General features: G+C 69.9%; 24 protein-coding genes. 14 read left to right on the forward strand and 10 right to left on the reverse strand.

Annotated features, from left to right (window positions below; genetic code table 11):
• Nucleotides 1-287: 287 nt before the first annotated feature.
• On the reverse strand, nucleotides 288-1,298 hold the full coding sequence (locus tag HR086_RS23100) for a 3-oxoacyl-ACP synthase III family protein (RefSeq protein WP_174466673.1): 1,011 nt from the start codon (nucleotides 1,296-1,298) through the stop codon (nucleotides 288-290).
• Nucleotides 1,299-1,441: 143 nt separating this feature from the next.
• Nucleotides 1,442-2,368, reverse strand: coding sequence for a hypothetical protein (locus HR086_RS23105; RefSeq protein WP_174466674.1), 927 nt, complete (start codon nucleotides 2,366-2,368; stop codon nucleotides 1,442-1,444).
• A gap of 121 nt (nucleotides 2,369-2,489) precedes the next feature.
• Here HR086_RS23105 and HR086_RS23110 point away from each other — a divergent pair, with 121 nt between their 5' ends.
• Nucleotides 2,490-4,706, forward strand: a complete 2,217-nt coding sequence (locus HR086_RS23110; RefSeq protein ID WP_174457316.1) for a molybdopterin oxidoreductase family protein — start codon at nucleotides 2,490-2,492, stop codon at nucleotides 4,704-4,706.
• On the opposite strand, the gene HR086_RS23115 is transcribed toward HR086_RS23110, so the two are convergent.
• A complete protein-coding gene (locus tag HR086_RS23115; RefSeq protein WP_254625310.1) occupies nucleotides 4,639-5,640 on the reverse strand; it encodes a lysylphosphatidylglycerol synthase domain-containing protein in 1,002 nt (333 codons plus the stop codon). The two genes, HR086_RS23110 and HR086_RS23115, sit on opposite strands and share 68 nt — an antisense overlap.
• A 298-nt stretch (nucleotides 5,641-5,938) precedes the next feature.
• Between HR086_RS23115 and HR086_RS49435 the strand changes: the two genes are divergently transcribed.
• Nucleotides 5,939-6,925, forward strand: coding sequence for a zinc-dependent alcohol dehydrogenase family protein (locus HR086_RS49435; RefSeq protein ID WP_174457317.1), 987 nt, complete (start codon nucleotides 5,939-5,941; stop codon nucleotides 6,923-6,925).
• 32 nt (nucleotides 6,926-6,957) lie between these two features.
• Nucleotides 6,958-7,731 carry a glucose 1-dehydrogenase gene (locus HR086_RS23125; protein ID WP_174457318.1) on the forward strand — a complete coding sequence of 258 codons (774 nt, stop codon included), beginning with the start codon at nucleotides 6,958-6,960 and terminating at the stop codon, nucleotides 7,729-7,731.
• Nucleotides 7,732-7,762: 31 nt separating this feature from the next.
• Here HR086_RS23125 and HR086_RS23130 read toward each other — a convergent pair whose 3' ends face one another.
• Nucleotides 7,763-10,264, reverse strand: coding sequence for a hypothetical protein (locus HR086_RS23130; protein ID WP_174457319.1), 2,502 nt, complete (start codon nucleotides 10,262-10,264; stop codon nucleotides 7,763-7,765).
• 52 nt (nucleotides 10,265-10,316) lie between these two features.
• Entirely contained in the window at nucleotides 10,317-11,657 is a 1,341-nt protein-coding gene (locus HR086_RS23135; protein WP_174466675.1) for an ELWxxDGT repeat protein, read from the reverse strand.
• Nucleotides 11,658-11,993: 336 nt separating this feature from the next.
• Here HR086_RS23135 and HR086_RS23140 point away from each other — a divergent pair, with 336 nt between their 5' ends.
• The 3 genes from HR086_RS23140 (at nucleotide 11,994) to HR086_RS23150 (ending at nucleotide 14,577) form a co-directional block, all read left to right on the forward strand.
• Nucleotides 11,994-13,412, forward strand: coding sequence for a galactose oxidase-like domain-containing protein (locus HR086_RS23140; protein ID WP_174466676.1), 1,419 nt, complete (start codon nucleotides 11,994-11,996; stop codon nucleotides 13,410-13,412).
• Between the two features lie 22 nt (nucleotides 13,413-13,434).
• A complete protein-coding gene (locus tag HR086_RS23145) occupies nucleotides 13,435-14,133 on the forward strand; it encodes a zf-TFIIB domain-containing protein (RefSeq protein ID WP_174466677.1) in 699 nt (232 codons plus the stop codon).
• 84 nt (nucleotides 14,134-14,217) lie between these two features.
• On the forward strand, nucleotides 14,218-14,577 hold the full coding sequence (locus tag HR086_RS23150; protein WP_141640994.1) for a PilZ domain-containing protein: 360 nt from the start codon (nucleotides 14,218-14,220) through the stop codon (nucleotides 14,575-14,577).
• A gap of 12 nt (nucleotides 14,578-14,589) precedes the next feature.
• Here the strand turns inward: HR086_RS23150 and HR086_RS23155 are convergent, their stop codons facing one another.
• Nucleotides 14,590-15,243 carry a TetR/AcrR family transcriptional regulator gene (locus HR086_RS23155; protein WP_174466678.1) on the reverse strand — a complete coding sequence of 218 codons (654 nt, stop codon included), beginning with the start codon at nucleotides 15,241-15,243 and terminating at the stop codon, nucleotides 14,590-14,592.
• On the reverse strand, nucleotides 15,243-16,352 hold the full coding sequence (locus tag HR086_RS23160; protein ID WP_174466679.1) for a saccharopine dehydrogenase: 1,110 nt from the start codon (nucleotides 16,350-16,352) through the stop codon (nucleotides 15,243-15,245). The genes HR086_RS23155 and HR086_RS23160 overlap by 1 nt, the downstream gene beginning before the upstream one ends.
• 346 nt (nucleotides 16,353-16,698) lie before the next feature.
• Between HR086_RS23160 and HR086_RS23165 the strand changes: the two genes are divergently transcribed.
• From HR086_RS23165 to ureG, 5 genes are all read left to right on the forward strand, one after another.
• Nucleotides 16,699-17,544 (forward strand): urease accessory protein UreD, encoded by an 846-nt coding sequence (locus tag HR086_RS23165; RefSeq protein WP_373564346.1) that lies wholly within the window; start codon nucleotides 16,699-16,701, stop codon nucleotides 17,542-17,544.
• Between the two features lie 85 nt (nucleotides 17,545-17,629).
• A complete protein-coding gene (gene ureA / locus HR086_RS23170; RefSeq protein ID WP_141640997.1) occupies nucleotides 17,630-18,400 on the forward strand; it encodes an urease subunit gamma in 771 nt (256 codons plus the stop codon).
• Nucleotides 18,397-20,112, forward strand: coding sequence for an urease subunit alpha (ureC, locus tag HR086_RS23175; RefSeq protein ID WP_141640998.1), 1,716 nt, complete (start codon nucleotides 18,397-18,399; stop codon nucleotides 20,110-20,112). Before ureA ends, ureC begins: the two co-directional genes overlap by 4 nt.
• A gap of 16 nt (nucleotides 20,113-20,128) precedes the next feature.
• A complete protein-coding gene (locus HR086_RS23180) occupies nucleotides 20,129-20,791 on the forward strand; it encodes an urease accessory protein UreF (protein ID WP_141640999.1) in 663 nt (220 codons plus the stop codon).
• A 12-nt stretch (nucleotides 20,792-20,803) separates the two neighbouring features.
• Nucleotides 20,804-21,541 (forward strand): urease accessory protein UreG, encoded by a 738-nt coding sequence (gene ureG, locus HR086_RS23185; protein WP_174457325.1) that lies wholly within the window; start codon nucleotides 20,804-20,806, stop codon nucleotides 21,539-21,541.
• A gap of 63 nt (nucleotides 21,542-21,604) precedes the next feature.
• Here the strand turns inward: ureG and HR086_RS23190 are convergent, their stop codons facing one another.
• Nucleotides 21,605-21,844, reverse strand: coding sequence for a hypothetical protein (locus HR086_RS23190; protein ID WP_174457326.1), 240 nt, complete (start codon nucleotides 21,842-21,844; stop codon nucleotides 21,605-21,607).
• A gap of 340 nt (nucleotides 21,845-22,184) precedes the next feature.
• Between HR086_RS23190 and HR086_RS23195 the strand changes: the two genes are divergently transcribed.
• Both HR086_RS23195 and HR086_RS23200 read left to right on the forward strand, forming a co-directional pair.
• Complete coding sequence (locus tag HR086_RS23195) at nucleotides 22,185-23,564, forward strand: hypothetical protein (RefSeq protein ID WP_174466681.1); 1,380 nt, start codon at nucleotides 22,185-22,187, stop codon at nucleotides 23,562-23,564.
• A 32-nt stretch (nucleotides 23,565-23,596) separates the two neighbouring features.
• The gene (locus HR086_RS23200) at nucleotides 23,597-24,433 is read left to right on the forward strand and encodes a ceramidase (RefSeq protein ID WP_174466682.1); all 837 of its coding nucleotides are present in this window, start codon (nucleotides 23,597-23,599) and stop codon (nucleotides 24,431-24,433) included.
• A gap of 62 nt (nucleotides 24,434-24,495) precedes the next feature.
• Here the strand turns inward: HR086_RS23200 and HR086_RS23205 are convergent, their stop codons facing one another.
• Nucleotides 24,496-25,014: a nuclear transport factor 2 family protein gene (locus HR086_RS23205; RefSeq protein WP_174459872.1), complete on the reverse strand. Its 519-nt coding sequence runs from the start codon at nucleotides 25,012-25,014 to the stop codon at nucleotides 24,496-24,498.
• A 95-nt stretch (nucleotides 25,015-25,109) separates the two neighbouring features.
• Between HR086_RS23205 and HR086_RS23210 the strand changes: the two genes are divergently transcribed.
• Complete coding sequence (locus tag HR086_RS23210) at nucleotides 25,110-25,889, forward strand: alpha/beta fold hydrolase (RefSeq protein WP_174466683.1); 780 nt, start codon at nucleotides 25,110-25,112, stop codon at nucleotides 25,887-25,889.
• A 10-nt stretch (nucleotides 25,890-25,899) separates the two neighbouring features.
• Here HR086_RS23210 and HR086_RS23215 read toward each other — a convergent pair.
• The coding region (locus HR086_RS23215; protein WP_373564347.1) for an LA_2272 family surface repeat-containing protein at nucleotides 25,900-26,757 on the reverse strand (858 nt) is incomplete at its 5' end.

Consider the following 26,757-nt stretch of genomic DNA (forward strand, 5'->3'; position numbering starts at 1 on the left):
GTACGGTGCCGGGATAGGTGCACACGCCCCCGCCCCACCGCCAGCAGATCCGTCCGTGCCCCTGTGGTCTGGTGGACGGAGAAGACCGCCGGTGAGTCCCAGCCCACGCCCGGTGTCAAACCCACGGAGGGACCGCCGGGGCACCAGGTCGGGAGCAGGAGGGGGATGTCGGGGTGATTCAGGGCCATGACGCTCGTTGGAGAACATACCAGTGCTCTCCGACGTGCGGGGCAGCAGGCTTCATGACAGGTCGGGTTCCGGGCATCCGGGCCGGCCAGGCGGGGGGGTCAGGGGGTGCCGGCGCTGGTGCGCTCGAGCAGGGCGCCGGCCCAGGTGAGGCCGCTGCCGACGACGCTGAGCACCACCGCGTCGCCCAGGGAGGCGTCGTCCCAGTGCTCGCTCAGCACGCCTGGAGCCCCGGCCGCGCCGGTGTTGCCCCGGAGGTGGACGTTGAAGCGGTGGCGGGACTCGGGCACCTCGCAGCGGCGCTGGACGGCCTCCAGCATGCGCAGGTTGGCCTGGTGGCCAATGAAGGTGACGTCCTCGTTGCCCTTGCCGGGGTGCTGGGCCAGGTAGTGGGCGCGCAAATCCAGGAACGTCTCGCCCGCGCGGCGGATGGCGAACTTCTGCACCTCCGCGCCGTGCTGGGTGAAGTGGCCGATGCGCGGCACCCGCACCTTGTCCGCGCCCGACGGGTCTCCCGCCAGCCGCGTCTCGGTGATTCGCCACCGCCCGGGCACGCGAGGAGAGAGCACCGCCGCCGCCGAGCCGTCCCCCCACAGCACCGCGCTGGAGCGGTCCGTGTAGTCGACGACGCGCGTGGAGTTGTCCATGTTCACCACGAGCACGTACTCCGGCAGGCGCTCCGGCCGCATCCCCGTGAGGAAGTGCAGCTGCGTGCAGAACGAGGAGCAGGCGCTCTGGAGGTCCACCGCCGGAGCGTCGATGCCCAGCACCTGCGCCACGCGGTTGGACTCGGCGGGGATGCACTCGTCCGGACTGCAGCCGCCCGCGACGACGAGGCCGATGTCGGACGGCTTCAGCCCCGCGCGCTCGAGCGCCATCCGCGCCGCCCGCGCCCCGGTCTCCGCGTTGCTGAAGAGGGCCGCCTCTTGAGCGGCCCGCACGTCCCGGTTGCGCGTCTCCCGCAGGTACTCCAGCGGCAGCACCGTGTGACGGGAGCGGATGCCCACCCGCTCCAGAATCCACGCGTCCGAGGTCTCGAGCCCCAGCTCCTCGAGGAAGGCGTTGGTCAGGAGGTTGGGCGGATGGAAGTGGCCGAGCGCGTGCAGGAACATGTGAACCCTCTAACCACGAACCCTGCCCATTCTCTGTCAGCGCCCTGTCACGCCTTCGCCACTCCGCGGAGCAACCAGCCATTCATGCGGCGCGCCGGACTATTCCCGTCACACCTTCGCCACGCCGCTGACGCGCCGTGTCGTCACTTCTTCGGCGGGGGTGGCAAGACCTTGGTGGTGAGCACAAGGCGCGAGTCGCCCTTGCCCGTGACGCGCATGCCCAGTTCGAACAGCTCCGGAGTCGGGGTGAGCTTCAGGGGGCCGGCCATGGAGAAGCTGGTGAGCACGGTGCCGGCGGCCAGGATGTTCATCGTTCCCTGGTAGGTGACGGACATCGCCACGGGGCTCTCCTCGTCCGCGGGGACCTCCAGCGTGGTGGACACCGTGAAGACGCCCACGGGCCCGCGCGCCTCGTGGCGAATCTCCGAGAGCTGGATGCGGGTGTCCTTGAACACCACCCCGTCGTCGCCGCCGCCTTTCTGGAGGCTGTCCTGGAACGCCTTGGCGACGCGCTCCACGCTGTCGCCAATCTTGAGCGGCGCTTCGGGGAAGGCGGCGACGATGGGGTCCTCCTCGCCCAGCCCTTCCAGGTCTGAGACCACCATCTCCCGCACCTGCTTCGTCACGGCCATGCCATCGAGGTCCGTCACCGCGATGCGCCCCTTCTTGAACTCCCCCAGGTAGCTCTTGCCGCTGACGGCGGCCACCTCGCGCGTCTCCTTGCCGTTGCCGTCCTTCGTCACGTCCTGCACTTCGCCGTAGGCAATCTTCCGCTGGGTGACGATGCGCCCCTTCGCCGCGAGCGTGGTGAGGACCTGGTTCTGGACCATCGCGCTCTTCAGCGAGATGGACTCCGGCTCCATCTCCGGCGCGGTGACGGAGAACTCCTGCGTCATCTCCATGCGAAGCCGCTGCTCCTCGGACTCCCCCACCACGGCGTCCTTCTTGGTGAAGCGAATCGTCCGGCCCTGCTCGTCCCCGTCGCCCTTCACCTCGTCGCCCTGGGCTCCCAGCGAAACGGACGACAGCGACATCACCGCGACAACGACCCACGACCACATTCGGCGCATTTGTTCCCCTCTCGCCGCAATCCTTTCATGTGCTTGCCGCCACCGTCAGCCCTGAAACCGCAGAGCGAAACGCGGCGCTGACAGGCATTGGCGCTCTCATGGGCGATGTAGAGTGCCGCGCATGAGCGCGACGGCTACGTCCCGGGTCCACTTCCGTACGTGCAACCTGTGCGAGGCCATGTGCGGCCTGCGCATCGAGCTGGAGGGCGAGAAAATCACCGCCATCCGAGGAGACGACGAGGACCCGTTCAGTCGGGGCCACGTGTGTCCCAAGGCGCTGGCGCTGAAGGACTTGCATGAGGACCCGGACCGGTTGCGCCATCCGATGCGTCGCACGGCGACGGGCTGGGAGCGCGTGTCGTGGGATGACGCGCTCGACGAGGCGGCCAAACGCATCCACGCCGTGCAGAAGGAGCACGGCCGCGACGCGGTGGCCTCGTACCTGGGCAACCCCAACGTGCACAACCTGGGCAACATGGTGTTCGGCCCGGAGCTGGTGCGCGCGCTGCGCTCACGCAACCGCTTCTCCGCCACGTCGGTGGACCAGCTCCCCCACCAGCTCGTGTCGTACTTCATGTTCGGCCACCAGCTCCTCACGCCCATCCCGGACCTGGACCGCACGCAATACCTGCTCGTCATGGGCGCCAACCCGCTCGCGTCCAACGGCAGCCTGATGACGGCGCCCGACATCCGCGCCCGGCTGCGCGCGATTCAGCAGCGCGGCGGCAAGCTCATCGTCGTGGACCCGCGCCGCACGGAGTCGGCCGCCATCGCCGACAGCCACATCTTCATCCGCCCCGGCACGGACGCGCTCGCGCTGCTGGCGCTGCTGCACGTCGTGCTCGTGGAGAACATGCCGCGCGCAAGCCACCTGGCCGCGCACCTGGAGGGCCTGGAGGCCGTGCGAGAGCTTGCGCGCGACTTCCCGCCCGAGCGGGTGGCGCCCCATACCGGAGTGCCCGCCGAAACGCTGCGCGGAATCGCCCGCGACTTCCTCTCCACCGAGCAGGCCGTCTGCTACGGGCGCATGGGCCTGTCCACCCAGCCGTTCGGCTCGCTGTGCCAGTGGCTCATCAACGTCCTCAACACGGTGACGGGCAACCTGGACCGTCAGGGCGGCGCCATGTTCACCCAGCCCGCGTTCGACGTCGTCGGCGGGCCCAAGGCGATGGCGCTCGGACGCGGCAGCTACGGCCGCTGGAAGAGCCGCGTGCGCGGGCTGCCGGAGGTCGGCGGAGAGCTGCCCGCCGCCGTGCTCGCCGAGGAGATGCTCACTCCCGGCGAAGGCCGCATCCGCGCGCTCGTCACCATGGCCGGCAACCCCGTGCTCTCCACGCCCAACGGTCCGCAGTTGGAGCGCGCGCTGGAGGGCCTGGACTTCATGGTGAGCCTGGACCCGTACCTCAACGAGACGACGCGCCACGCAAACCTCATCCTCCCACCCGTCTCCCCACTGGAGCGCGGCCACTACGACGTGGCCTTCCACGTGCTGTCGGTGCGCAACACCGCCAAGTACTCGCCGCCTCTCTTCCAGCCCGGGCCGGAGGGACGTCAGGACTGGCAGGTCGTCCTGGCGCTCCAGCACCGCCTGGAGAACCTGCGCCGGGGCCGGCCCTCGCTGCGGCAGACCTTGAAGTACCAGGCCCTCACGCGGATGGGACCGGAGCGGGTGCTGGATATCGGCCTGCGCATGGGGCCCTACGGTGCCCGCTTCCATCCGCTGCGCGACGGCCTGTCATTGGCGAAGCTGCGCGCGTCCCCGCACGGCGTGGACCTGGGCCCGCTCCAACCGTGTCTGCTCGGCCGGCTCCAGACGAAGGACCGGCGCATCCAGCTGGCGCCCGCGCCGCTGATGGCGGACGTGCGCCGCCTGCGGGAGACCTTCCCGGAGGGCGCCGCCTGTGAGCCGCGCGACGGAGAGCTGCTGCTCATCGGCCGGCGACACCTGCGCGACAACAACTCCTGGATGCACAACGTGGCGGGGCTGGTGAAGGGCAAGCCGCGCTGCACGTTGATGGTGCACCCGGAGGATGCCTCGCGGCTGGGCCTCGTCGACGGAGTGGCCGCCGTCGTCACCTCGCGCGTGGGCGAAGTGACGGTGCCGGTGGCTGTGACGGACGACGTCATGCGAGGCGTGGTGAGCCTGCCGCACGGCTACGGCCACCGCCGTCAGGGCACGGGCCAGCGCATCGCCGCCGAGCACGCGGGCATCAGTCAGAACGACCTGACGGATGACCGCGCCGTGGACCTGCTCAGCGGCAACGCCGCCTTCAACGGTACACCGGTGAAGGTGAAGCCGGCCGAGGTGCCGGGCGCACCCGCCACACCAGCGGCGTGAGCGCGCCGGCCGCGACGAAGACGAGCTGCACCAGATGGCTCAGCAGTGCCACCGACATGGCTCGCGCGGTGGTGGTGTCCAACACGCCCGCCGCCAGCGCGAAGGCGCCGTCGCTGACGCCCAGTTGCCCGGGCACCAGAGAGCCCACCGCCAGCGCGCAGAGGTAGAGACCTTGCGAGAAGAGGGCCTGCACCAGCGACGTGTCGATGCCCACCGCGTGCGTCAGCACCGCGTACTGCGCCACCTGCAGCGTGCGGCTGCCCAGGAAGGCCAGCACGGGGCCCCAGGGCAGCAGGGTGCCGTGACAGGCCGTCACACGGAACTGTTCCGTGTGGTGGGCCCAGCGCTGGGAGCGGCGCGCGAGCCACGCACAGGGCTTGCGTGCGCGCATGCACGCGCGCAGGCCGGTGGAGGCCACCACCAGCACCACGCCATGGCCCAGCATGGCCAGGGTGAAGGCGGACCAGCCCGTCAGCAGGAAGGACGCCACGGCGCAGGGAAAGGAGATGAGCCCTCCCGCCGCCAGCGAGGCCGCCTGCGACGTGGCCGCCGCCGCGGTGGCCGTGGCGCCTCCCATGTGGGGCGACAGCAGCGCCGCCTTGGTCGCCTCCGCCGCCGCGCGGCCCGCGGGCGCCATGCTGGACACCGCCGTGCCGATGAGCTGCGCGCGCGCCAGCACCTTCAGCGGGACGTGCTCCGCCCTGGCGCCATAGGAGGCGCGCGTCGCGAGCGCGTCCATGCCCTGACGTCCCAGCTCCAGCAGCGCCACCCACGGCAGCCAGGGCGCGGCGGCCAGCAGCACCCCGCCCAGCTCCTGGGGCCCTGCCTTTCGCACCAGCAGCGCCAGCATCCCCAGTCCGGCCACCGCGAAGACGGGCCGCAGCAGCCCCGTCACCTTTCGTCGCCAGGACCCCGACACCGAAGGCACCGCCATCGCGGCATCCATCGGTCGGCCGAGGGTCATTTCCCCGCGCGCGTTGCTCACCGTCGCCTCCTCACCATCCCTGCGCCCCGAGTCACCGTGGAAGGTGGACAGCCCCCCACGGGATGGCGAGGGCCGTCCGCCGCACGGCGGCCACCTCCCTCTTCCCGAGTCAGCCGGTGGACATCCGAGCCTGGTCCCCCCACCCCGGAGCACCGGTTGCCCGAGCGACGCGGAGTGCGTGCTCGGCTCCGGCGCCGAAGGTCGCTAGGGTGAGGGCCCGATTTCCCGCGCGCACACGGAGCAACACATGAAAGCGGTCCGGTTTTCGAAGTTCGGGCACCCGTTGAAAGTGGTGGAGGTGGTGGAGGAGCCCGACGCGGAGCTGAAGTCGGGTGAGGTCCGCATCGAAGTGTTGGCCGCGCCCATCAATCCCTCGGACGTGCTCACCCTCTCCGGACAGTACGGCTCGCTGCCCAAGCTGCCGGCGGTGCCGGGCAACGAGGGCGTGGGCCGCGTGGTGGAGGTGAAGGACTCCTCGGCGGTGAAGGTGGGAGACGTCGTCTTCCTGCCGCTGGGCTCGGGGACATGGCGCACCCACCTGGTCGCCCCCGCCGAGGGACTGACGCCGGTGCCCAAGGGCACGGACGTGAAGCAGGCGTCCATGCTGTTCGTCAACCCGCCCACCGCGGACATCATGCTGCGCGAGTTCGTCACCCTCCAGTCCGGAGACTGGGTGCTCCAGAACGCGGCCAACTCCGCGGTGGGCCGCTACCTCATCACCCTGGCGAAGCAGGCTGGCTACAAGACGCTCAACGTCGTGCGCCGCGAGGAGCTGGCGCCGGAGCTGCTCGCGCTGGGCGCGGATGTCGTGCTCACGGACACGGACGATTTGCCGGAGCGGGTGCGCGCGGCGACGGGCGGCGCGAAGGTGCGGCTGGCCATCGATGGCGTGGGCGGCGACTCCACGCGGCGGCTCGGCGACTCGCTCGCCACCGGTGGCACGGTGGTCAACTACGGCGTCATGAGCGGCAAGGGCCCCAAGCTGTCGGCGGCGGCCACCATCTTCAAGGACGTCACCCTGCGCGGCTTCTGGCTGGTGCTGTGGTTGAAGCGCGCCGAGCGCGAGCACCAGCGCGAGACCTACGCCCGGCTGTCGAAGCTCCTGGCGGACGGCACGCTGAAGACGGCGGTGGAAGGCACCTTCTCGCTGGACGCCATCCAGGAAGCCCTGGCGCGCGCCATGGAAGGTGGACGGGGCGGCAAGGTGCTGCTCACGCCCAACGGTCCGGTTTGATTCCAACTCGCAGCCCTGAAAGGCACACGACGATGAAACGCGTGGAAGGCAAGGTGGCACTCATCACCGGCGCGGCGGGGGGCCTTGGCAGCGCGTCCGCGCGGATGCTGGCGCGCGAGGGCGCGAAGGTCGTGGTGACGGACCGCGCGAGCCAGGAGGCGCTCGGGCGCGAAGTGGCCGCGTCCCTGGGCGAGGGCAAGGGTCTGTTCCTCCCGCTGGACGTCACCCGCGAGGAGGACTGGATTCGCGCCATCGACACGACGCTGGAGCAGTTCGGCCGGCTGGACGTGCTCGTCAACAACGCGGGCCTGGGCATCCCCAAGGACGTGGAGAACCTCTCCCTGGAGGAGTGGCGGCTGGTGCACGCGGTCAACCTGGACGGCACGTTCCTGGGCTGCAAACACGGCATCCGCGCCATGCGCCAGTGTGGCGCCAGGGGCTCCATCATCAACATCTCCTCGCTGGCGGGCCTCATCGGCGTGCCCACCCTGCCCGCCTATGGCAGCGCCAAGGGCGCCGTGCGCATGTTCACCAAGTCGGTGGCGCTGCACTGCGCGCAGCAGGGCTACGGCATCCGCTGCAACTCCATCCACCCCACCTTCGTCGAGACGACCATGGTGAAGGCGCTGATGGAAGCCAGCGGGATGCCCGACAAGGCGCGCGAGGGCATGCGGCGCAGCATCCCCCTGGGGCACCTGGGCGAGCCGGACGACATCGCCCACGCCGTCGTGTACCTCGCGTCCGACGAGTCGAAGCTGATGACGGGCTCGGAGTTCGTCCTCGACGGCGGCTCCTCCGCGCAGTAGCGGAGGCTTCGAGCCGGGTGACTGGCGGCGCTCAGTTCCAGGGCGCCGTCAGCAGCTGCGCGAAGCGCACGCTCAGCTCCGGGCGCCGCATCATCGCTTGTATCCAGGCCTGCGCCTCCGTGCTCCAGTCGGCAATCGACAGGCCGCGCGCCTCGAAGACCTCCAGCGAGTTGCCACACACGCTCATCGCCTTGAGCACCCGCGCGTACTCCAGCAGCGTGCCCAGCGTCGCCCCGGGGAGGATGACCTCCGTGTCCAGGTCCTGTGCATCCACCCGGGGGCTGGACTGGAACCACCGCTCCGGGGACATGGGCGTTCCCATCTGGGCCACCGCGCTCATCAGCCGCGCGCGGTGCGCTTCCTGCTCCTGCCGGATGCGGTCGGCCTCGAGCTGGGCCAGCTCCATCTGCCGCTGCTGGTCCCTGCGTCGGGACTCCTCCACGCGCCGCCTCAGCTCGTCCTGGCGCCGACGCTCCTCCTCGTCCCGCCGACGCTCCAGGTACTCGCCCATCATCTTCACGTCGACGTGGATGTCCTCCAGCAGGTCCCGGTGGTAGCTGGACTCGGCCTCCGCGACGGGCGCCTCGCGCACGCGCCGCTCGAAGTCCGGGAGCCACGCCATGAAGCGCTCCACGTCGGGGATGAGGAAGTCGTGCCCCTGGCGCAGCGCATTGTTGAGCGGCGCGGACGCGGAGGACACCGCGTGCGAGGTGGAGCGCGGCCACGCATCCACCCGCGCCTCCGCGGCCGCCCAGACGAAGGGGAGCCGCTCGGCCAGCGTCTGGGCGGAGACGTCACCCAACAGCCACCCCACCAGCCCCGGGAGCTGGAGCTGCGAGTCCGCGCGCCACCACGTCTCGAAGGTGGCGATGGCGTCCGGCTCCGCCGCGAGCTGGCGCTCCCACAGCTCCTGTCGCCAGGGCGTGAAGGCGGCCAGCAGCTCCGCGCGCTCGCTGGGGTGGCACTGGAAGCGCAGCCACACGGCGTCGATGAGCTCCTCGCGCCCGGAGATGCCGCTCCAGGAGCGCACCGCCTTCGCCAGCGGGGCCAGCACCGCCGCGCGCGCGGGCCGCTCCCACGCCGCCATCAGCAGCCGCGCCGAGCGGCCTCGCCCCAGCTCCGGCGCCAGGCGGTCCAGCCGCCCCGGCAGCGACACCAGCAGGTCCAGCAGCTCTTTCGCGCACGCGGCGTCCCGCGCCCACGAGTGCACCAGCGTCAGCTCCTCCACATCGCCCAGCGCGAGGAGGCTCGTGAAGGCGCCCGCCCTCACCAGCTCCGCGCGCTCGGAGGAGGGCGCGACGCGGAGCGCTCGAACGGCGGCGTCATGAAACGCGCGCGCGGCCGGCGTGGCCCGGGCCTCGCGCTCCTCGGTGGCCCACTCCAGCCACCGCATCACGTTGCGCGCGGGCCACGTGCCCAGCGTGTCGCGAGCCCACGCCCCCCAGCGGGCCTGGACCTCCGGTGACAGGCGCTCGAAGGGCATGTTGCGGGCCCAGGACTGCACCGCGTCCGCGAGCGCGTCCGGCTCCCGCGCGCTGACGGCGAGCACCGCGTCCAGCACCTCCAGCGTGGGCGGTGAAGGCAGTCGTCGCAGCACATCCCGGACGAAGGCCGCGTCTCCCGTCTCGCGGAGGCGCTCGAGCAGCGCCGACGAGCCGAGCGACGCCAGCGCCCCCCGCGCCTCCGTCACCACCTCCGCGTCCTCCGAGTCCAGCGCGGCGAGCAGCCCCGGCTCGTCCTGGAGCACGAGCGCGCACTCGAAGCGGAGGTCCTCGTCCGGAGAGCGCAGCCCCTCGCGCAGCGCGAAGAGCAGGTCCACTTCGGGCGGCTTGCCGGTGGCGCGCACCCAGGCCACCGCGGCGCGCGCGGTGTGCTCCGGGAAGCCCGCGAAGATGTCGCGCGCGTGGCGCTCGATGAACTCGCGCTGCTGCCGCTGCAACCGCGTGCGGCTCCACACCCGCCAGCGAGTCAGGGCAAGCGCGGCCTCCATCGCCGCGCGTCCCTCCTGGTACAGACAGGACAGGACGGTGGAGAACATGTCCCGCGTGTCCTGTCTCAGCTGGACCTTGGCGAGCGCCGCGAGCTGGCGGACCTCGGGAGCCTGGCTGCGCTGGAACATCGCCGCCAGAAAGTCCTCGTCATCCTCATCGGAGGAGGATTCAGGGATGGGCGGCTGGGTCCACGGGAGCTGTTCGGCCCAGCGGTCCTCGGCGTCCTCCGCGAAGTCCGGCAGCGTCAGGAAGGGCTGGCACTCGCGCACGTCCGCGACGACGCGCAGCACGTCCGCCCACCGCGCGGCGTACTGGGACTCCAACTGCCAGGACAGGGAGGGCTCCAGCGCCTCCAGTCGCCCCACCACCGAGAAGCGGTCCACGCCCGCGTGCAGCAGCATGCGCGCGGCGCCGTAGTGCTCGGGCGGCACCGGGCCGCACGCGCAGCTGGGACACCGGATGCCGGGCGTGTTGAAGCGGGTGCAGCCCGGACACCGCACCCGCGTGCCACGGAGGGCACCGTTCTCCCACGGAAGGGCCATGCCCCCTGTCTACAACGTCCCGGTGCCGCCGCGCCCGCCTGGACTCACCGGCTCAGGGAGGACACCCCCCATCCGGCCGGATGAGCAGGGCATACAGCCGCCGGACCCCGCTGTTGTCCTCGGCGGTGAAGAACGCATGGTCCTGGGAGCGCGTGAAACTCCTCGGGTTGGAGGAGAGCGGCCCAGGGGCGATTTCCGTCAGGGACACCGTGGAGATGCGCACCCCGTCGCCCACCCACGGCTCCGCGCCCCGGTTGCGAATGGACGCGCCGAAGAAGAGCAGGTCCTCGAGCGTCGTCAGCTCGCTCGGGAACGAGCTGCCCGCTCCGGCCTCCAGGTCTCCGAACAGGCGCGTGCGCTGCTCCGTGCCATCGCTGTCCCAGGGCTCCACGCCATAGACGCCGTCATTCGCGGCGAAGAAGAGCTGGTTGCCCAGCACCGCGAAGTGCTCGGGATACGAGCCCTCGGGTCCCGGGCGGATGTCCTCCACCCGCGTGGTGCCCGCGGGAGTGCCGTCGCTGCGCCACAGCTCCATGTCCTCGATGGCCATGTGCGGTGAGGCGCCGAACAGCAACTTCCCGTCCACCCCCGCCAGCTCTCCCACCATCCCGAACTGGCCCAGCATCACCGGCGTCGCGCCCGCGTCCGTCACCATCAACGTCCCGCTCCTGCCATGGGAGCCGCCGCCTCCGTGCACGCCGCCCTCGACGAAGAACAGCTTGCGGCCCACGGGCGTCAGCGGACTCGGGATGCCCTGGTCGCTCGGCGTGCGGAACACCTCCACGGCGCCGGGGCCGCCCTCCGAGCGCATCAGCAACGTGAAGGTGCTGAGCGCCGAGCGCAGGAAATACAGCGCGCCATCTCCCCCCTGGGTGAGCTGGGACGGAGACGAGTCCTCGATCCCCACCTCCAGGTCCTCCACCATGAAAGTGCCCGCGGACGTCCCGTCGCTGCGCCACAGCTCGCGCCCGTGCATCGGGTCTCCCGCCGTGAAGTAGAGCAGCCCCTTGAACGCGAACAGCTCGGTCGGAAACGAGCCCACCGCACCGGGCCAGATGTCCTTCACGCGCCGGGTGCCGTCGGCAGTGCCATCCGTCGCGAACAGCTCCCGCCCCGCCACCGGGTCCGTGGCGGCGAAGAACACCTGAGTCCCCACCCGCGTGAACCACCGGGGGTCCGAGCTCCCGCTTCCGACAACGAGGTCCTTCAGCAGTCGGGTCCCCGCTCCCGGCACGCCGTTGCTCACCCACGGCTCGCGACCTCGCACGCCGTCGTCCACGCTGAACACCAGGCCCGTCGGGCCGGGGGCCAGGGGTGGCGAGAACGGTGTCTCCTCCACCGCCGTGACACCCAGCGACACGGCGGTCCGCGAGCAGGCCTCCCAGGTGCTCACGAGCGGGGATGCGGCCTCCCCCGCTGGCTCCGACGAGCCCGGAGCAGAGGAACAACTCGCGAGCAGACACACCATCCCCAGGAAACGACGCCGGTACCTCATCGGGACTTCTCCTCCATCCGCGCGAGCCGACCGCGGGCGCCCTTTGAGGACACCGACGTCGAGACCTCCGCGCGAGCGTGAGACGAAGCCAATTCGCGCCGCGAGACAACGACCCTCCGGTGGGGGCGCCACGTCGCCCAAGCGGCACTGTTCGAGACGCGAGAACAGCTATGCACTTTGCGCCGCGCCCCTACGTTCTGCCTCCGCCATTGGAAAGCACTCACCGGAGCGCTCATGAAGCCCATCGGCCTCACCCTCTCGCCACGCGCGCATGCGGTCTGGTTCCTCGGCCTCGTGCTGCTGGCGACTTCAGCCCGCGCGCAGACCCCCGCGCAGGTCGGTCGCTGGTCCAGTGTCATGAACTGGCCCATCACCGCCACCCACCTGAGTCTGCTTCCCGACGGCAAGGTGATGTTCTTCGGCGAGTTCGAGGAGGGCGACCTGCCTCCCATGCGCTGGGACCCCACCACGGGGGCGCTCTCCACGTTTGCCTCCCCCGGCTACAACATCTTCTGCTCGGGCCACTCCTTCCTCTCGAACGGGAAGATGCTCGTCTCGGGGGGACACATCGCGAGCCACGTGGGGCTCGATGACGCGAGCCTCTTCGACTTCGCCACCAACACCTGGACGCGCCTGCCGGACATGAACAACGGGCGCTGGTACCCCACCAACACGACCCTCTCCAACGGAGACGTGGTGGTCACCTCCGGAGAAATCGCGGGGCCCGGCGACATCAACCAGATTCCCCAGCGCTTCATCGCGGGCACCAACACCTGGAGGACGCTGACCAGCGCGCAGAAGAACTTCCCCTACTACCCGAAGATGTTCCTCGCGCCCAACGGGCGGCTCTTCTACGCGGGCTCCCTGCGCCTCTCGCTGTGGTTGGACCCCAACGGCAATGGCGCCTGGACCAACGGGCCGCAGAGCCTCTTCGGCGGCCGCAACTACGGCCCCGCCGTGTACATGGACGGCAAGGTGCTCATCATCGGCGGCAGCGAGCCGCCCACCGCCACCATGGAACAGATAGACCTCACCGCCGCCACGCCCGCCTGGCAGTACCGGGCCGCGATGAGCATCCGACGACGCCAGCACAACGCGGTGCTCCTGCCGGACGGCACCGTGCTCGTCCTCGGTGGCAGCAGCGGTCCCGGCTTCGACTCGGCCGACTTCCCCGTCTATCACGCGGAGGTCTACAACCCGGCCACCAACACCTGGACCTCGCTGGCGAGCAACGTCCGCTACCGCGGCTATCACTCCACCGCCCTGCTGCTGCCGGACGGACGCGTGCTGTCCGCGGGAGGACGCCTTGAGCGCACCGCGGAAATCTACTCTCCGCCCTATCTCTTCAAGGGCGCGCGCCCCGTCGTCACCGCGGCCCCCACCACCGCCCTGCCGGCGAGCACCTTCACCATCACCACGCCCGACGCGGCCAACATCTCCCGCGTGTCCCTCATCGCGCTCAGCTCGGTGACGCACACGTTCGACATGAACCAGCGGCTGCTCACGCTCAACTTCACACGCAACACGGGCAGTCTCACCGTCACCACGCCCGCCAACCGCAACCTCGCGCCGCCCGGCTACTACCAGCTCTTCATCGTGAACAACGCGGGCGTGCCCTCGTATGGCCGCAGGCTGCGCATCCCTCCGCCCTGATTCATGGAAGGATGCACATCGCATGAAGAGCGACTGCCCCATCTGCCCACAACCTGCCCCCACGCTGCGCGTCATCGACCTGCGAGGTGTCTCCGTCGACACCTGCACCCGCTGTCACGGCCACTGGCTGGACGCGGGTGAGTTGGAACGGCTGGCACCAGGATGGAGGACGGAGGCCGTCCTGGCGGCCCTGCCGACGGCGACCCGGCGTTGTCGCCACACGCGACACCATGTTTCAGTGACACATGAGCTGTGCGGGCTGTGTGGCGCACCCGCCGCGCGCTGTCCGTCCTGCGCGCAGTTCCTCTCCCAGGTCCGCACGGAGGTGTGCTCCGTCGACCTGTGTGGGAGCTGCCATGGCCTGTGGCTGGATGCGAATGAACTCAAGGCGTTGATCGACTGGCACCAGCGCTCCAAGCGTTCACTCGTGGTGGGCGCGGCGGTGGTGGGCACGGCGGCGGCAGCGGCGGCGGCGGCGGCGCTGTCCCAGGTGACGGCGGGCAGCCCCGAGCGCTCCCGGGCCGCCGAGGTCCTGACGGCCTCACTGGAGCGGGCGGGAGACGCGGCGGACGTGGTGGAAGTCGGAGAGATGCTGGTCGTCACGGTGGAGGCGGCCAGCGAGGGCCTGGGCTCCGCCGCCGGGGCGGCCGTGGAGGGAGCGAATGTGGTGGGAGAAGCGGTGGGTGGGTTGCTGGAGGTGGTGGCGGGGTTGTTCCATTGACCCACCTGCACATGGCTTCTGAATCCCCTATGCTCGTGACAGGCCCGTGAGACCCGCCGGATTGTGACGGGGGGAGTGCCGAAGATGAGCCAAGTGAGCACGAAGAGCATTCCAGCGGATGACCGTCGTCTGTTTCCCCGTCTCCAGGCGCCGCTGTATGCGCGCCCGGCCCGGCTGAAATTCGGCGACAAGCGGCAGGTGCTCGACGCGAGCCTGGGAGGCGTGCGCATCTACTCCGACGAGCAGTACGCCGAGGGCGCCCAGCTTGAGGTGGACCTGTTTCCGGGAGACGGCTCCACGCTGGAATGTCGCGCGCGCGTGGCGTGGCTGCGCAAGCTCCCCAAGGACGCGGTGGCCCGGTTCGAAGTAGGCCTCGCGTTCACGGACGTCTCCCCGGAGACGCTGGAGCGTCTCAAGTCCGTGCTCGTCGCCGAAGAAGACTGAGCCCCTGAAGGCTCACGTCCGTCCGGCGACGTCGTCCCACAGGGCGCGCAGCTCCTGTTCCAGTCCGGGCACGGAGGAGGCGCGCAGGCTGCCTCCGCCGCGAAAGAGCGACAGCCCCTCGAAGAAGGCCATCAGAAGGGCCGCGCGTCGCTCCCGTCGGGCGGGAGTGAGGTCGGGCGCGAGCTCGCGCAAAAGCTCGACGATGCCCTCGCGATAGCCCGCGTAGAAGACGCCCAGCGCTTCGGCCACCATGGTGTCCCGCGCGGCCAGGGCCCACAGCTCCGCGAAGAGCTGGAAGTGTTGGGGTGACTCCTGGTCCTCCAACAGGGCCTCCAGCGCATGCCGTGAGCGCTTCACCGGGTCCTGCCCTCCTCCTTCCATGCGCTCGCGCACCCGGCGGATGGCCGTCTCCAGGTAGCGCGCGAGCAGCGCGCGCACCACGTCCTGCTTGGTGGGGAAGTAGTACTGGAGATTGCCCAGGCTCAGCCCCGCGCGCTGGGCCACGCCGCGCAGGCTCAGCCCCGCGTAGCCGTCCTCCACCAGCACCTCCATGGCCGCGTCCAGGATGCTCTCCACGCGCTCGTGGCCCTTGGCATGGACCGCCGTGCCCTCTCGCGGCTTCGCGGAGGGGAGCTTCCCGGGGGACTTGCTCACGCGTGGGGGCATCAGGCCGCCTTCCTCGTCGGCACCTCGGCGGAGGACGCTACCTCATCGAGCCGCACGGTGACGCCGCACGCGCGCAGCGTGGCCAGCATCTGCTCGGGCCTCGGCTCGTGCTCCGGGAACCACACGCCGGAGGACGGAGGAGGCGCGCCATCCAGGCCCAGGAGTCGCTCGACGCCGAGCAGCGCGCCCACCGCAGTCAGGTGCGCCTGACCCTTCGGGTCCACCACCTCGATGCGGGTGCGGCCATGCTCGCCCTCGAGGTCCGCGAGCCACGCGGCCTCGCCGCCCGTGCCGCTCGTCGCCAGCAGCGCCCGGCGCAGCGGCGTCAGTCGGGGATGCTGGAGCAGACGCAGGATGCCCAGTCGCTGGAGCACCACCAGCGACCACGTCGCCGAGCCCGAGTCGAACCCCAACCGGGTCGCCACGCCGCGCGCGCCCAGCACCATGGGCAGCGTCGCCTGCTCGGGCGTGTCGAGCCGGAACACCCGCGTGCTCCTTCCATCCGAGAACGTCACGCGCCGCCCGTCCGTCAGGGGCAGCACCTGGCGCTCCTGGCCGCGCTCCGTCACGTCGAAGGACAGCCCCAGCCGGTCCATGTACTCCAGGGAGTCCGGCCCCGCCTCGTCCGCGAGCGCGAAGCGGATGCCCACGTCCACGTGCTCCAGCCGACCCAGGCGTCGCGCGGCCATCGCCACCAGTCGCGGCACCAGCCCCGCCATCCACGCCGAGCCCAGCATCACCGGCCCCCGAGGAGGCGTGCCCGACAGCCGCAGCACCGCGGCTCGCACCCGCGACGTCCACCGGGTGATGTCCAGCACGGGAATGCCGTCGCGCGCCGCCGACATCAGCAGGTGGTCCTCCGGGTCATTGACCAGCGACACCACGGCCCGAGGCTTCACGCCCAGCGCCGCCAGGGGCGAGGGCGCGCGGATATCCAGCGCCACACCCTCGGCTCCACCCAACTGCGCGGCCAGCTCCCGCGCGGGCTCCAGCCTCCGACCGGCGATGACGAGCGGCAACCCGGAATGACGCTCCCTCAACAGGCGGGCGAGCCGGGCGCCCACCACTCCGTAGCCCCCCACCAGCACGACACTTCCCTCGGACACCATGGCGACTCCCACGCTCGGGCACGGAGTGTTTCCGCCCCATGGGAATAAATATAGGTCACGTGACCTAAATTTCACGACAATCGCCCGGGAGGCCCTTCCGGGGGTGCGGAGGGACTCGAAGCTCGACGCACCCGCGGCGCGACGCCCGTGGCGAAGCCGGGCACGCTCCTCCCCCTCCACGGGCCCTCGCGGGTCGCTCTGGACATGGCGTGAATGCGCGACGACATGCGCAGCCGCTGCTCCCCTTCTTCTCCGGGGGTCTTCGAGCGCGCTCTTGCAGCCACGAGTCGCGCACGTCGGCGGGCCGGGCGTTGTGCTCCAGCCTCGTTTGGCCCAGGCTGACCGGGTGAGTCTGGCCCCGCGGTCACCCCTCCCCGAGACATCCCGACGCGCGGGCTTCGCGCACCTCGCCTTCGAGCGCTCGGGCCCACGCACCGTGGTGAGCAAGGCGCTGGCGCACAGCCCGCTGCGCCTGCTCACCCCGCGCAACCACGGCCACGCCGCGTGGGCCTACACCAGCTCGTTCGGTGGTGGCCTCGTGGATGGAGACCACCTCTCGCTCGAGGTGGACGTGGCGCCCGGTGCCACCGCGTGGCTGTCCTCCCAGGGAGCCAACCGCGTCTATCGCTCGCCCTCCGGCTGTCGTAGCGACGTGTCCGCCCGCGTGAGTGAGGACGCCCTGCTCGCCTGGGTGCCAGACCCCACCGCGTGTTTCACTGGCGCGCGATACAGCCAGACCCTCGCGTTCCAGCTCGCGCCTGGCGCATCGCTCGTCCTCGCGGACCTCGTCACCTCCGGACGCAGCGCCCGGGGCGAGCGCTGGGCGTTCTCGCACTACGCCTCCACCCTGCGCGTCCACGTGGGCGAGCGCGCCATTATCGACGAGCGCTGGCTGTTGGACCCCAGCCACGGGACGCTCCCGGAGCGCCTGGGCCGCTTCGAGGCCATGGCCACCCTCCTCCTCGTCGGCCCCGCGCTGGCCACCGCGCGCGAGGCACTGCACGCCCGAGTCACCTCGCTCCCCGTCACCTCGCGCGCCTCCCTCATCCCCTCCTCCAGCCCGTTGGGCACCCACGGCCTGCTCGTGCGCGCCGCCGCCGTGTCCGTGGAGGAGCTGGTGCGCACCACCCGCGACTGGCTCTCCTTCCTCCCGGCGCTGCTCGGGGACGACCCCTGGGCCCGCCGCGTCTGAGCCCCCTCCCTGGCGACGCCCGACACGTTGCACTACTGTTGACGCGTCAAGTCATGGCGCCCTCGGGCCCCTGGGAGTTGGTCTCGTGCACCTGTCCCCTCGCGACGTCGACAAGCTGTTGCTGCATCAGGCGGGCTTCCTGGCCCAGAAGCGGCTCGCCCGAGGGGTGCGGCTGAGCTACCCGGAGGCTGTCGCCCTCATCGCCACGCAGTTGCTGGAGTTCATCCGTGACGGCCGCAGCGTCGCCGAGCTGATGGACCTGGGGCGGCGATTCCTGGGGCGCGCGCAGGTGATGGAGGGCGTGCCGGAGATGCTCGCGGAGGTGCAGGTGGAGGGCACCTTCCCGGACGGCTCCAAGCTGGTGACGGTGCACCACCCGGTGGTGGCCGAGCATGGGGATTTGGAGCTGGCACTGTATGGCAGCTTCCTCCCCGTGCCTTCGCTGGAGCGTTTCAGCGCGCCGGTGTCCACGTCGGATGGAGTGCCCGGTGAGGTGCGCGTGCTGCCCGGCGACATCGAACTCAACGCGGGCCGCGACACCATCTCCCTCACCGTGACGCACCTGGGGGACCGCCCCATCCAGGTGGGCAGCCACTACCCCTTCTTCGAGACGAACCGCGCGCTCGCCTTCGACCGCGAGAAGGCCTACGGCCGGCGCCTCGACATCCCCGCGGGCACGGCGGTGCGCTTCGAGCCGGGTGAGCGCAAGACGGTGCAGTTGGTGGCCATCGCGGGCGAGCAGGTGGTGCGCGGCGGCAACGCGTTGGGCAGCGGCAAGGTGTCCGCCGAGAATCGCGAGCGCGGAATGGAAGCGGTCCGTGCGCAAGGCTTCGGCCATGAAGAGGAGCGCGAATGAGTCGGAAGATGGACCGGCGCCACTACGCGGACATGTTCGGGCCCACCACCGGAGACAAGGTGCGGCTGGGCGACACGGGGCTGTGGGCGGAGGTGGAGCGTGACGCCACCGTCTACGGAGACGAGTGCAAGTTCGGCGGAGGCAAGGTGCTGCGCGAGGGCATGGGCCAGCGCGCGGGGGCCGGCGACGCGGATGCGCTGGACGTGGTCCTCACCAACGCGCTCATCCTCGACTGGACGGGCATCTACAAGGCGGACATCGGAATCAAGGCGGGCCGCATCGTCGGCATCGGCAAGGCGGGCAACCCGGACATCATGGCCGGGGTGACGCCGGGCATGGTGGTGGGCGTCACCACCGAGGCCATCTCCGCGGAGGGGCACCTCGTCACGGCGGGCGGGCTGGACACACATATCCACTTCATCTGCCCGCAGCAGGCGGACGAGGCGCTCGCCAGCGGCATCACCACGTGGGTGGGCGGAGGCACGGGCCCCGCGACGGGGACGAAGGCGACCACGTGTACGCCGGGCATCTGGAATCTCCAGCGGATGCTCCAGGCCACGGACACGATTCCGCTCAACATCGGCCTCACGGGCAAGGGCAACACGTCCATGCCGGAGGGTCTGGTCGACCAGATTCGCGCGGGCGCCATCGGCCTGAAGCTGCACGAGGACTGGGGCACCACACCCGCGGCCATCGACACGTGCCTCACCGTGGCCGAGGACGAGGACATCCAGGTCACCATCCACACGGACACGCTCAACGAGTCGGGCTACGTGGATGACTCGCTCGCGGCAATCAAGGGCCGCACCATCCACACGTACCACTCCGAGGGCGCGGGTGGCGGCCATGCGCCGGACATCATCCGCGTGTGCGGTGTGGACAACGTGTTGCCCTCGTCCACCAACCCCACGCGGCCGTACACGGTGAACACGCTGGACGAGCACCTCGACATGCTCATGGTCTGCCATCACCTGGACCGTGAGATTCCCGAGGACGTGGCCTTCGCCGAGAGCCGCATCCGGGGCGAGACGATTGCCGCCGAGGACATCCTTCATGACCTGGGCGCCATCAGCATCATGTCCTCGGACAGCCAGGCCATGGGGCGCGTGGGCGAGGTCATCTGTCGTACGTGGCAGACGGCGCACAAGATGCGCGAGCAGCGTGGACGGCTGAGTCAGGAAGCCGGCGACAACGACAACCTGCGCATCCGGCGGTACGTGGCGAAGTACACCATCAACCCGGCCATCGCCCATGGGCTGTCGCACGAGGTCGGTTCGGTGGAGGTGGGGAAGCTCGCGGACCTGGTGCTGTGGCGGCCGGCCTTCTTCGGCATCCGTCCGGAGCTGGTCATCAAGGGCGGCTTCATCGCGTGGGGACAAATGGGGGACGCGAACGCCTCCATTCCGACGCCACAGCCGTATTTGATGCGGCCCATGTTCGGGGCGCGAGGACGCGCGCTCGGGGCCACCAGCGTGGTGTTCGTCTCTCCGCGTGCGTTGGCGGAAGGGACGACGCGCGAGCTGGGGTTGATGAAGCGGGTGGTCGCGGTGAAGCGGTGTCGGGGGTTGAGCAAGCGGGACATGCGGCTCAACGACGCGCTGCCGGTCATCACGGTGGACCCGGAGACGTACGAGGTGCGGGCGGACGGAGAGCTGTTGCGGTGTGAGGCCGCGGTGAAGCTGCCGCTGGCGCAGCGCTACTCGTTGTTCTGACCGGGAGCCGCGCGCCATGGGCTCTTCCTGGAAGGTGCTTCAGCTCGCGGACTCGGGGTTTCCCACGGGAGGCTTCGCGCACTCGGGGGGACTGGAGGCGGCGGTGCAGGCGGGCGAGGTGCGTGGGGCGCCGGAGCTGCGCCGCTTCGCGCGGGAGCTGCTGTGGCAGGCGGGGTACGGGGCACTTCCGTTGTTGAGCGCGGCGCATCGCGAGCCGTCGCGATTGCCGGAGCTGGACGCGCGCACGGAGGCGTTCCTCACGAGCCATGTGGCGCACCGGGCGAGCCGCACACAGGGGCGAGCATTCCTGGACACGTGCGCGCGCATCTTCCCGGGGCCGGTGGGGCCGCTGCGTGAGGCAGCGCGGGCGGCGGGGCTGGGCTTCCACCATGCGCCGGTGTTCGGGGCGGTGTTGAACGTGCTGGAGGTGGAGCTGTCGGAGGCGCAGCGGCTGCATCTGTCGCTGACGTTGAGAGGCACGCTGTCGGCGGCGGTGCGGCTGGGCATCATCGGCACGCACGAGTCGCACCAGCTCCAGCATCAGGCGACGTCATTGTTGGACACGGTGTTGGAGCGATGCGCGGGGCTGGGGTTGGAGGAGCTGGCGCAGCCCTCACCGCTGTTGGACTTGCTGGGTTCCACGCACGACCGGCTCTATTCGAGACTCTTCCTGTCCTGAGGTGAAGCGCACATGCACGACGATGACCACCGCGGCCATGGCCATGACGACGAGCACGACCACACGCATGAGGAGTGGGACCATCCGGGCCACTTCGAGGAGCGGGAGGAGCCGAAGAAGCGTGACTACCAGTCGCGGGCCTTCACCATCGGCATCGGTGGGCCGGTGGGGAGTGGGAAGACGGCGCTGGTGCTGGCGCTGTGCCGCAGGCTGCGCGAGCGCTACCGGCTGGGCGTGGTGACGAATGACATCTTCACGAAGGAGGACGCGGAGTTCCTGGTCCGCAACCACGCGCTGTCTCCGGAGCGAATCAAGGCGGTGGAGACGGGAGGGTGTCCGCACGCGGCGATTCGCGAGGACATCAGCCACAACCTGCTGGCGCTGGAGCAGTTGATGGAGGAGCTGACGCCGGAGCTGCTGATTGTGGAGAGCGGTGGCGACAACCTGGCGGCGCAGTACAGCCGGGAGCTGGCGGACTACACGGTGTATGTCATTGATGTTGCGGGCGGGGACAAGGTGCCGCGCAAGGGTGGGCCGGGCATCACCCAGTCGGACCTGCTCATCATCAACAAGACGGACCTGGCGCCGCACGTGGGCGCGGACCTGGGTGTGATGGAGCGCGACGCGAAGAAGATGCGCGGCAGCGGGCCGTTCGTCTTCACCCAAGTCACGAAGGACGTGGGCCTGGACGAAGTCATCGAGCACCTGCTCACGGCGTGGAAGCAGCGCACCGGCGCCCGCGCACCCTGACCGCCTCGCGGTCTTCAACGGTGCCTCCCACTGTCATTGATTGGGAGGCGCTGTCGCTGCGACTCACATCAGGGTGTCGCCATCCACTTGGAGAATCACCGGACGATTCTCACGGTCCGCGGGGTCATAGGCCACATCCAACACCGTGCCGGGCACCAGCCGGAGGATGAGCTCACGCCCGTGCACCAAACGCACCTGCTCCACGAGCCAGTCCTTGCCCGGCTCCCCTTCGTGCATCAGGAGCCGCAGGTGCATGGTGGCCTCGTCGCCCGCGAACATGGAATCGTATGTGACTTCGCGCAACGTGGCCTTCACCCGTCGGCCATGGGTGAGGATCCAGTTCCGCCGGTGTCGCTGCTGCCGGACCTTTCTGATGGCCAGCGCCCCAACAGCGATGACCAGCAAACTCGAGCCGGCCCAGGCCCACGGATGAGGATGATCAAACATGGCGCCCCTTCGAATGATGCGCCAGGGATACTCCCACCCACGCCATCAACACCGCCAGGACAAAGCGCCGCGCGTGGTGACTCGGCCCGATGGGCGACCCATTTCATGCGGAAACCCCAAGGACGATGGGTCCCCATGACGCGCGACCTGGGCCATATCGGTCCCAGCAGGCCACCTCGTTCCGGACCTCACACCCATGACCTCTCCTTCGCCTCTCGTTCACCTCGCGCGATGTGCCCTGCTCGGAACGCTGCTCTTGCTCACGGCCTGTGGCGACGAGGAGGACCCGTCCCCCGGTGACGCTGACGACGCGGGAGTCCAGGGGCGCGACGCGGGGCGCGATGGTGGGATGGATGCGGGGGGCGACGCCGGAACCGACGCGGGTCCTCCCATCGAGGTGCCCTCGATTCCCGCGCAGACGGTGACGGTGGGCGGGCAGACCTACGTTGCCTACCAACGCGCCGGAGACACGTTCCGCATCGTCTGTCAGGTCCCCTGCCCCATCGAGGAGCCGTACATCTTCGCCCGCTACGAGGGCTTCCGCGCGGTGAAGGACGACCTGCTGTCACTTACGGGCGTCGATGTGGTGCCGAAGATGACGCCGGTGGATATCCACCTCGCCTCGGACAGCGTGTGCGGGAGTCCAGGGAACCGCGCGGGCGCGGCGTTCATGAACACCACACCGGAGGGCCCCGGGCCCGGGTCGAACGTCTGCCTCTGGGAGCTGGAGGCTTCACACGTGCAGCCCCCCAGCGTCCCGCGTCCTTTGACGGTGGAGAACGCGCTGGCCCGCGAGAACCAGGTGCTGGTGGCACACGAGTACGCGCACGTCGTGTTCTTCCTGCGCCATGAGCTCTCGCACGAATGGTTCGTGCGCGCGATCTCCTACCGCGTCGGAGGAGAAGCGCGGAGCCTGTGTGATGCGACGAACGAGCTGCTCGCGCCCACGGCCTGGAACCTGTGCCAGCAGCATGGGCTCGACTATCCGCATCTCGCGGAGAGCGTGCGACGAATCGACACACTGTGGTCGAGCGGACAAGGCGTGGAGGTGCTCTACCCGGGCGTTCCGCTCGCCACGTCCATGTATCAGTACCACCGCATCCTGGATGGGCTCGCGGGCGAGGACACCTTCACCGGCCTGACGGATGCGGGCGAGCTGCGTCCAAATCAGTGCGGTGACTCCGCGCGCTTCACACCGGCAGGGGGAATCGTCTCCATGTACGGAGGGCGGGTTCGCTGGGAGCTTCCATCAGGGGCCGTGGCCTCGGAGCTTCAAGTCGAGCCTGGAAGCTGGCGCTCGGGCATGGTGGTGCCCTCCGGATGGTCGACGTTCGCTGGGGCGCACAACTACTCCTTCATGCCGGGCGAGCAGTCGCTCCAGAAGCCGGTCCGACTGACCGTGCGCTACGAGCCGAGCCTCATGCCCGCTGGCGCTTCCGAGGCTTCCCTCACGCTCTACTGGAAGCCCGACACGAGCTTCGCGCAAGAGGTCCCTGGCGCACAGGTGGACACGGTGACTCATACCGTGAGCGGCAGCGTGTCGCGGTTGGGGCGCTACATCGTCGCGCCGCGCTGACTTGAAGTTCGGGTGTTACGCTCCCGGGCATCATGTCTTCGACCACGACGGGCTTCTGGGGCCCGAGCACTTCGACGGTGGACTGGTGCGAGACGAACTACCAGCACCTGTTCCACATCGGAGAGCTGTTCAACTCGGCGTCCAGTCTCATCCTGGTCCTCACGGGCGTGCTGGGCGTCGTGCTGCACCGACGCGTGTTGGAGCGGCGGTTCCTCCTCGCCTTCGCGTTGCTCGCGCTGGTGGGCGTGGGCAGCACGGCGTTCCACATGACGCTGCGCCGCGAGCACCAGATGCTGGACGAATTGCCGATGCTCTATCTGGCCATCGTCATCGTCTACATCCTGCTGGAGGACCGGCCGGAGCGACGGTTCGGGAGTTGGTTCCCGTGGGCGCTGTTCGGCCACGCGGTGCTCGTGACGTACCTGACGGCGTTCACCCGGGGCGCGGTGCAGTTCTTCCTCTTCCAGGTGAGCTTCGCGTCGCTGGAGTTCTTCGCGCTGGGCCGGACGTACTTCCTCCAGCGACGCAGTCCAGACGTGGCCACGAAGCGGCTGTTCCAGCTCGGCATCGGGGCCTATGCGCTCGCGATTGTCTTGTGGGTGAGCGACATCCAGTTCTGCCCCACGCTCAACGAGACACTGCCCGCGCGAGGCATCCCCAATCCCCAGTTCCACGCGTGGTGGCACGTGCTCGTAGCCTTCGGGTTCAACGCGCTCCTGCTCGTCATCGCGCGGGAGCGGTTGAGGACGCTGGGGCAGGAGTCCCAGCTTCGGGCCGTGCTCGGAGTGATTCCGCGAGTGCTGTTGCCCTCGCGGCTCGGGGAGCAGGTGACACCGCCCTCGTCACGGGACGGAGCAAATCCCACCTGACGAAAAGGAGCGCGCCTTGAGCGAGGTCGCGGTGGCACGCACCGCATCGCGACCCCGCACCGCTACTTCTTCTTCGGAGCCGGAGGCGCGGGAGCCGGCGCGGGCTTCGCAGGCGCCTGCGTCTGGATGCGCTTCACCACCTCATCCATGAGGTCGTTCGGAATCGGAATGGACAGGTTGTACTGGGCAATCTTCCAGGTGCCGCCATCCTTCACCAGCACACCACTGCCCCGGCTGGGTCCCAGGTTCGGCGTGTCCAGCGTCTCGTCGAACCACGCGACCGCGCCGTCCTTCGACACGGTGATGTGGCGGGAGACCGCCTTGAAACTCCACGCCTTGCCCTTGGAGAAGTACGGCTTCGACCAGGCGCGGAACTCGTCGCGCGTCCACCGCTCCGTGGCGTCCGTGCCCATGTAGACGGCGTCCGGCGTGAAGTACCCGAAGTAGCGCGCTTCGTCCGCCTGGGCGGCGGCCTTGTGCCAGTCATCCAGCACGGTGGTGATGGCGGCCTTGGGGTCCGTGGCGGTTCCCGTCACGGGAGCGGAGGCGAGCACGAACAACAACAGGGAGACAGTGGACACGCGAGGCGACCTCGTTGAAGAGAAGTTCGCGGTATGAAGCGGCACGGCCCACCCCCAGGTCAATACTCCGGGCCGGCCAGAAAGGCGTGAGTCGCGTGGTCCTCGAGAGCTTCCAGGTCGGTGAGGGGGATGTGCCCACGGTGCTGTTGCACGGTTTCCTTGGCACGGGACGCAACCTGCGCTCCCTGGCGATGGCGTGGAGCGCCGCGGACCCTCGGCGCCGCTTCCTGATGCCGGACCTCACCGGCCACGGCGCCTCTCCCGTCCCACCCCCGAGCGCCGACCTCTACACCCTCGCCCGCGACGTGCTCGACACCGCCCGCGCCCAGGGCTTCACCGGCGCGCTCGACTGGGTGGGCCACTCGCTGGGCGGACGTGTCTCCCTCGCCGCCAGCCTCCACGTCCCCGAGGCCGTCTCCCGCGTGTCGCTGCTCGACATCGCCCCCGGCCCCGTACCCTACGACTTGTCCGACAGCGGCATGGTGCTGGGCATCCTCCTCCAGGCCCCACCCCGCGCGCCGAACCGCAAGGAGATGCGAGCGACGCTCACCACCAAGGGACTGTCCGACGGACTCGCGGACTGGCTGGTGATGAACCTGGTGGCGGACGGCGACGGCGTGCGCTGGCGCTTCGACCGACAGGCCCTCGCGGAGCTGCACTCGCGCGTGAATGGCACGGACCTGTGGGCCGCGGTGGAGCGCAAGGACCGCCCCCCCATGCGCTGCATCCGGGGAGGCCGCTCGCGCTACGTCTCCGACGCGGAGGCCGCTCGCCTGGAGGCCGCGGGCTGCCCGGTGGCGACGCTCCCAGGCGCGGGCCACTTCGTCCACGTGGACGCGGCGAAGGAGCTGCTGGAGTGGCTGCTTCGCGACTGACGCCCGCGCGTCAGATGCGCACGCCCAGGAACAGGCCGGGCCACATGCGCGTGCCCGTGGGCCCGCGCCCCGTCTGCCACTGCGGCATCCACGTCATCCCCTTGTCCGGGTTGTCGTCCGGCGGCTTGTAGGCATTGAGCGACACACCGCCGAAGAGGGCGAAGCGCCGCTTCAACTCCCAGCCCACGCTGCCGCGCAGGCGATAGAGGTTGTTCTCCGTGCCTTCGCCGAAGAGCTTGGGCTGCCAGCCACCGATGGAGAGGTCGATGTCCGCGTAGTAGCGGTCCGAGTCACCAAAGGGCAGATGCACGCCCACGCCCAGCGACGTGACGGTGCGCCAGGAGTCGCCCTCCAGGTCCTTCATGCCGATGCTCGCGAGCACATGCACCGTGCGGCTGCCGTACTTCACGCCCACGGACAGCGGCGTGACTTCGTCGGACCAGATTTCGAAGGCGATGCGCCCCTTGCGCACCAGGCTGAGCAGGCCGATGGGCACCGACACATCATCGGCGATGTTGATGAACCCGAGCTGCACTCCGCTCACGTTGCCCGCGACGTTGATGATGCCCACCTGCGCGCCCGTCACACTGCCGGCCAGGTTGAAGACACCAATCTGCGCGCCCGTGAGGTTCTCCACCATGTTGACGCCGCCCACGAGCTGGAGCCCATGCATGTCCGCGTCAGAGCGGTTTCCCACCGCCGCGAGCTGGAACCCGGAGAACGAGCGCTCCGAGTAGTTGATGATGCCCGCCAACTGCCCGCCCGTCGCTCCACCGAAGGCGAGGTTGCCACCCGCCGCCAGTTGGAACCCCAGCGCCTCGCCGCCCGTGACGTTGGCGATGCCCGCCAACTGCACGCCCTCCATCGT

The sequence above is a fragment of the Myxococcus sp. CA039A genome (genome assembly GCF_013336645.1).
Taxonomy (GTDB): Bacteria; Myxococcota; Myxococcia; order Myxococcales; family Myxococcaceae; genus Myxococcus; species Myxococcus llanfairpwllgwyngyllgogerychwyrndrobwllllantysiliogogogochensis.

Bases quoted from the DNA above. Each gene is read 5' to 3' on its own strand.
- HR086_RS23100 (WP_174466673.1), bottom strand. From the start codon at position 1,298: ATGTTCCTGCACGCGCTCGGCCACTTCCATCCGCCCAACCTCCTGACC.
- HR086_RS23105 (WP_174466674.1), bottom strand. From the start codon at position 2,368: ATGCGCCGAATGTGGTCGTGGGTCGTTGTCGCGGTGATGTCGCTGTCG.
- HR086_RS23110 (WP_174457316.1), top strand. From the start codon at position 2,490: ATGAGCGCGACGGCTACGTCCCGGGTCCACTTCCGTACGTGCAACCTG.
- HR086_RS23115 (WP_254625310.1), bottom strand. From the start codon at position 5,640: ATGGCGGTGCCTTCGGTGTCGGGGTCCTGGCGACGAAAGGTGACGGGG.
- HR086_RS49435 (WP_174457317.1), top strand. From the start codon at position 5,939: ATGAAAGCGGTCCGGTTTTCGAAGTTCGGGCACCCGTTGAAAGTGGTG.
- HR086_RS23125 (WP_174457318.1), top strand. From the start codon at position 6,958: ATGAAACGCGTGGAAGGCAAGGTGGCACTCATCACCGGCGCGGCGGGG.
- HR086_RS23130 (WP_174457319.1), bottom strand. From the start codon at position 10,264: ATGGCCCTTCCGTGGGAGAACGGTGCCCTCCGTGGCACGCGGGTGCGG.
- HR086_RS23140 (WP_174466676.1), top strand. From the start codon at position 11,994: ATGAAGCCCATCGGCCTCACCCTCTCGCCACGCGCGCATGCGGTCTGG.
- HR086_RS23145 (WP_174466677.1), top strand. From the start codon at position 13,435: ATGAAGAGCGACTGCCCCATCTGCCCACAACCTGCCCCCACGCTGCGC.
- HR086_RS23150 (WP_141640994.1), top strand. From the start codon at position 14,218: ATGAGCCAAGTGAGCACGAAGAGCATTCCAGCGGATGACCGTCGTCTG.
- HR086_RS23155 (WP_174466678.1), bottom strand. From the start codon at position 15,243: ATGCCCCCACGCGTGAGCAAGTCCCCCGGGAAGCTCCCCTCCGCGAAG.
- HR086_RS23160 (WP_174466679.1), bottom strand. From the start codon at position 16,352: ATGGTGTCCGAGGGAAGTGTCGTGCTGGTGGGGGGCTACGGAGTGGTG.
- ureC (WP_141640998.1), top strand. From the start codon at position 18,397: ATGAGTCGGAAGATGGACCGGCGCCACTACGCGGACATGTTCGGGCCC.
- HR086_RS23180 (WP_141640999.1), top strand. From the start codon at position 20,129: ATGGGCTCTTCCTGGAAGGTGCTTCAGCTCGCGGACTCGGGGTTTCCC.
- ureG (WP_174457325.1), top strand. From the start codon at position 20,804: ATGCACGACGATGACCACCGCGGCCATGGCCATGACGACGAGCACGAC.
- HR086_RS23195 (WP_174466681.1), top strand. From the start codon at position 22,185: ATGACCTCTCCTTCGCCTCTCGTTCACCTCGCGCGATGTGCCCTGCTC.
- HR086_RS23200 (WP_174466682.1), top strand. From the start codon at position 23,597: ATGTCTTCGACCACGACGGGCTTCTGGGGCCCGAGCACTTCGACGGTG.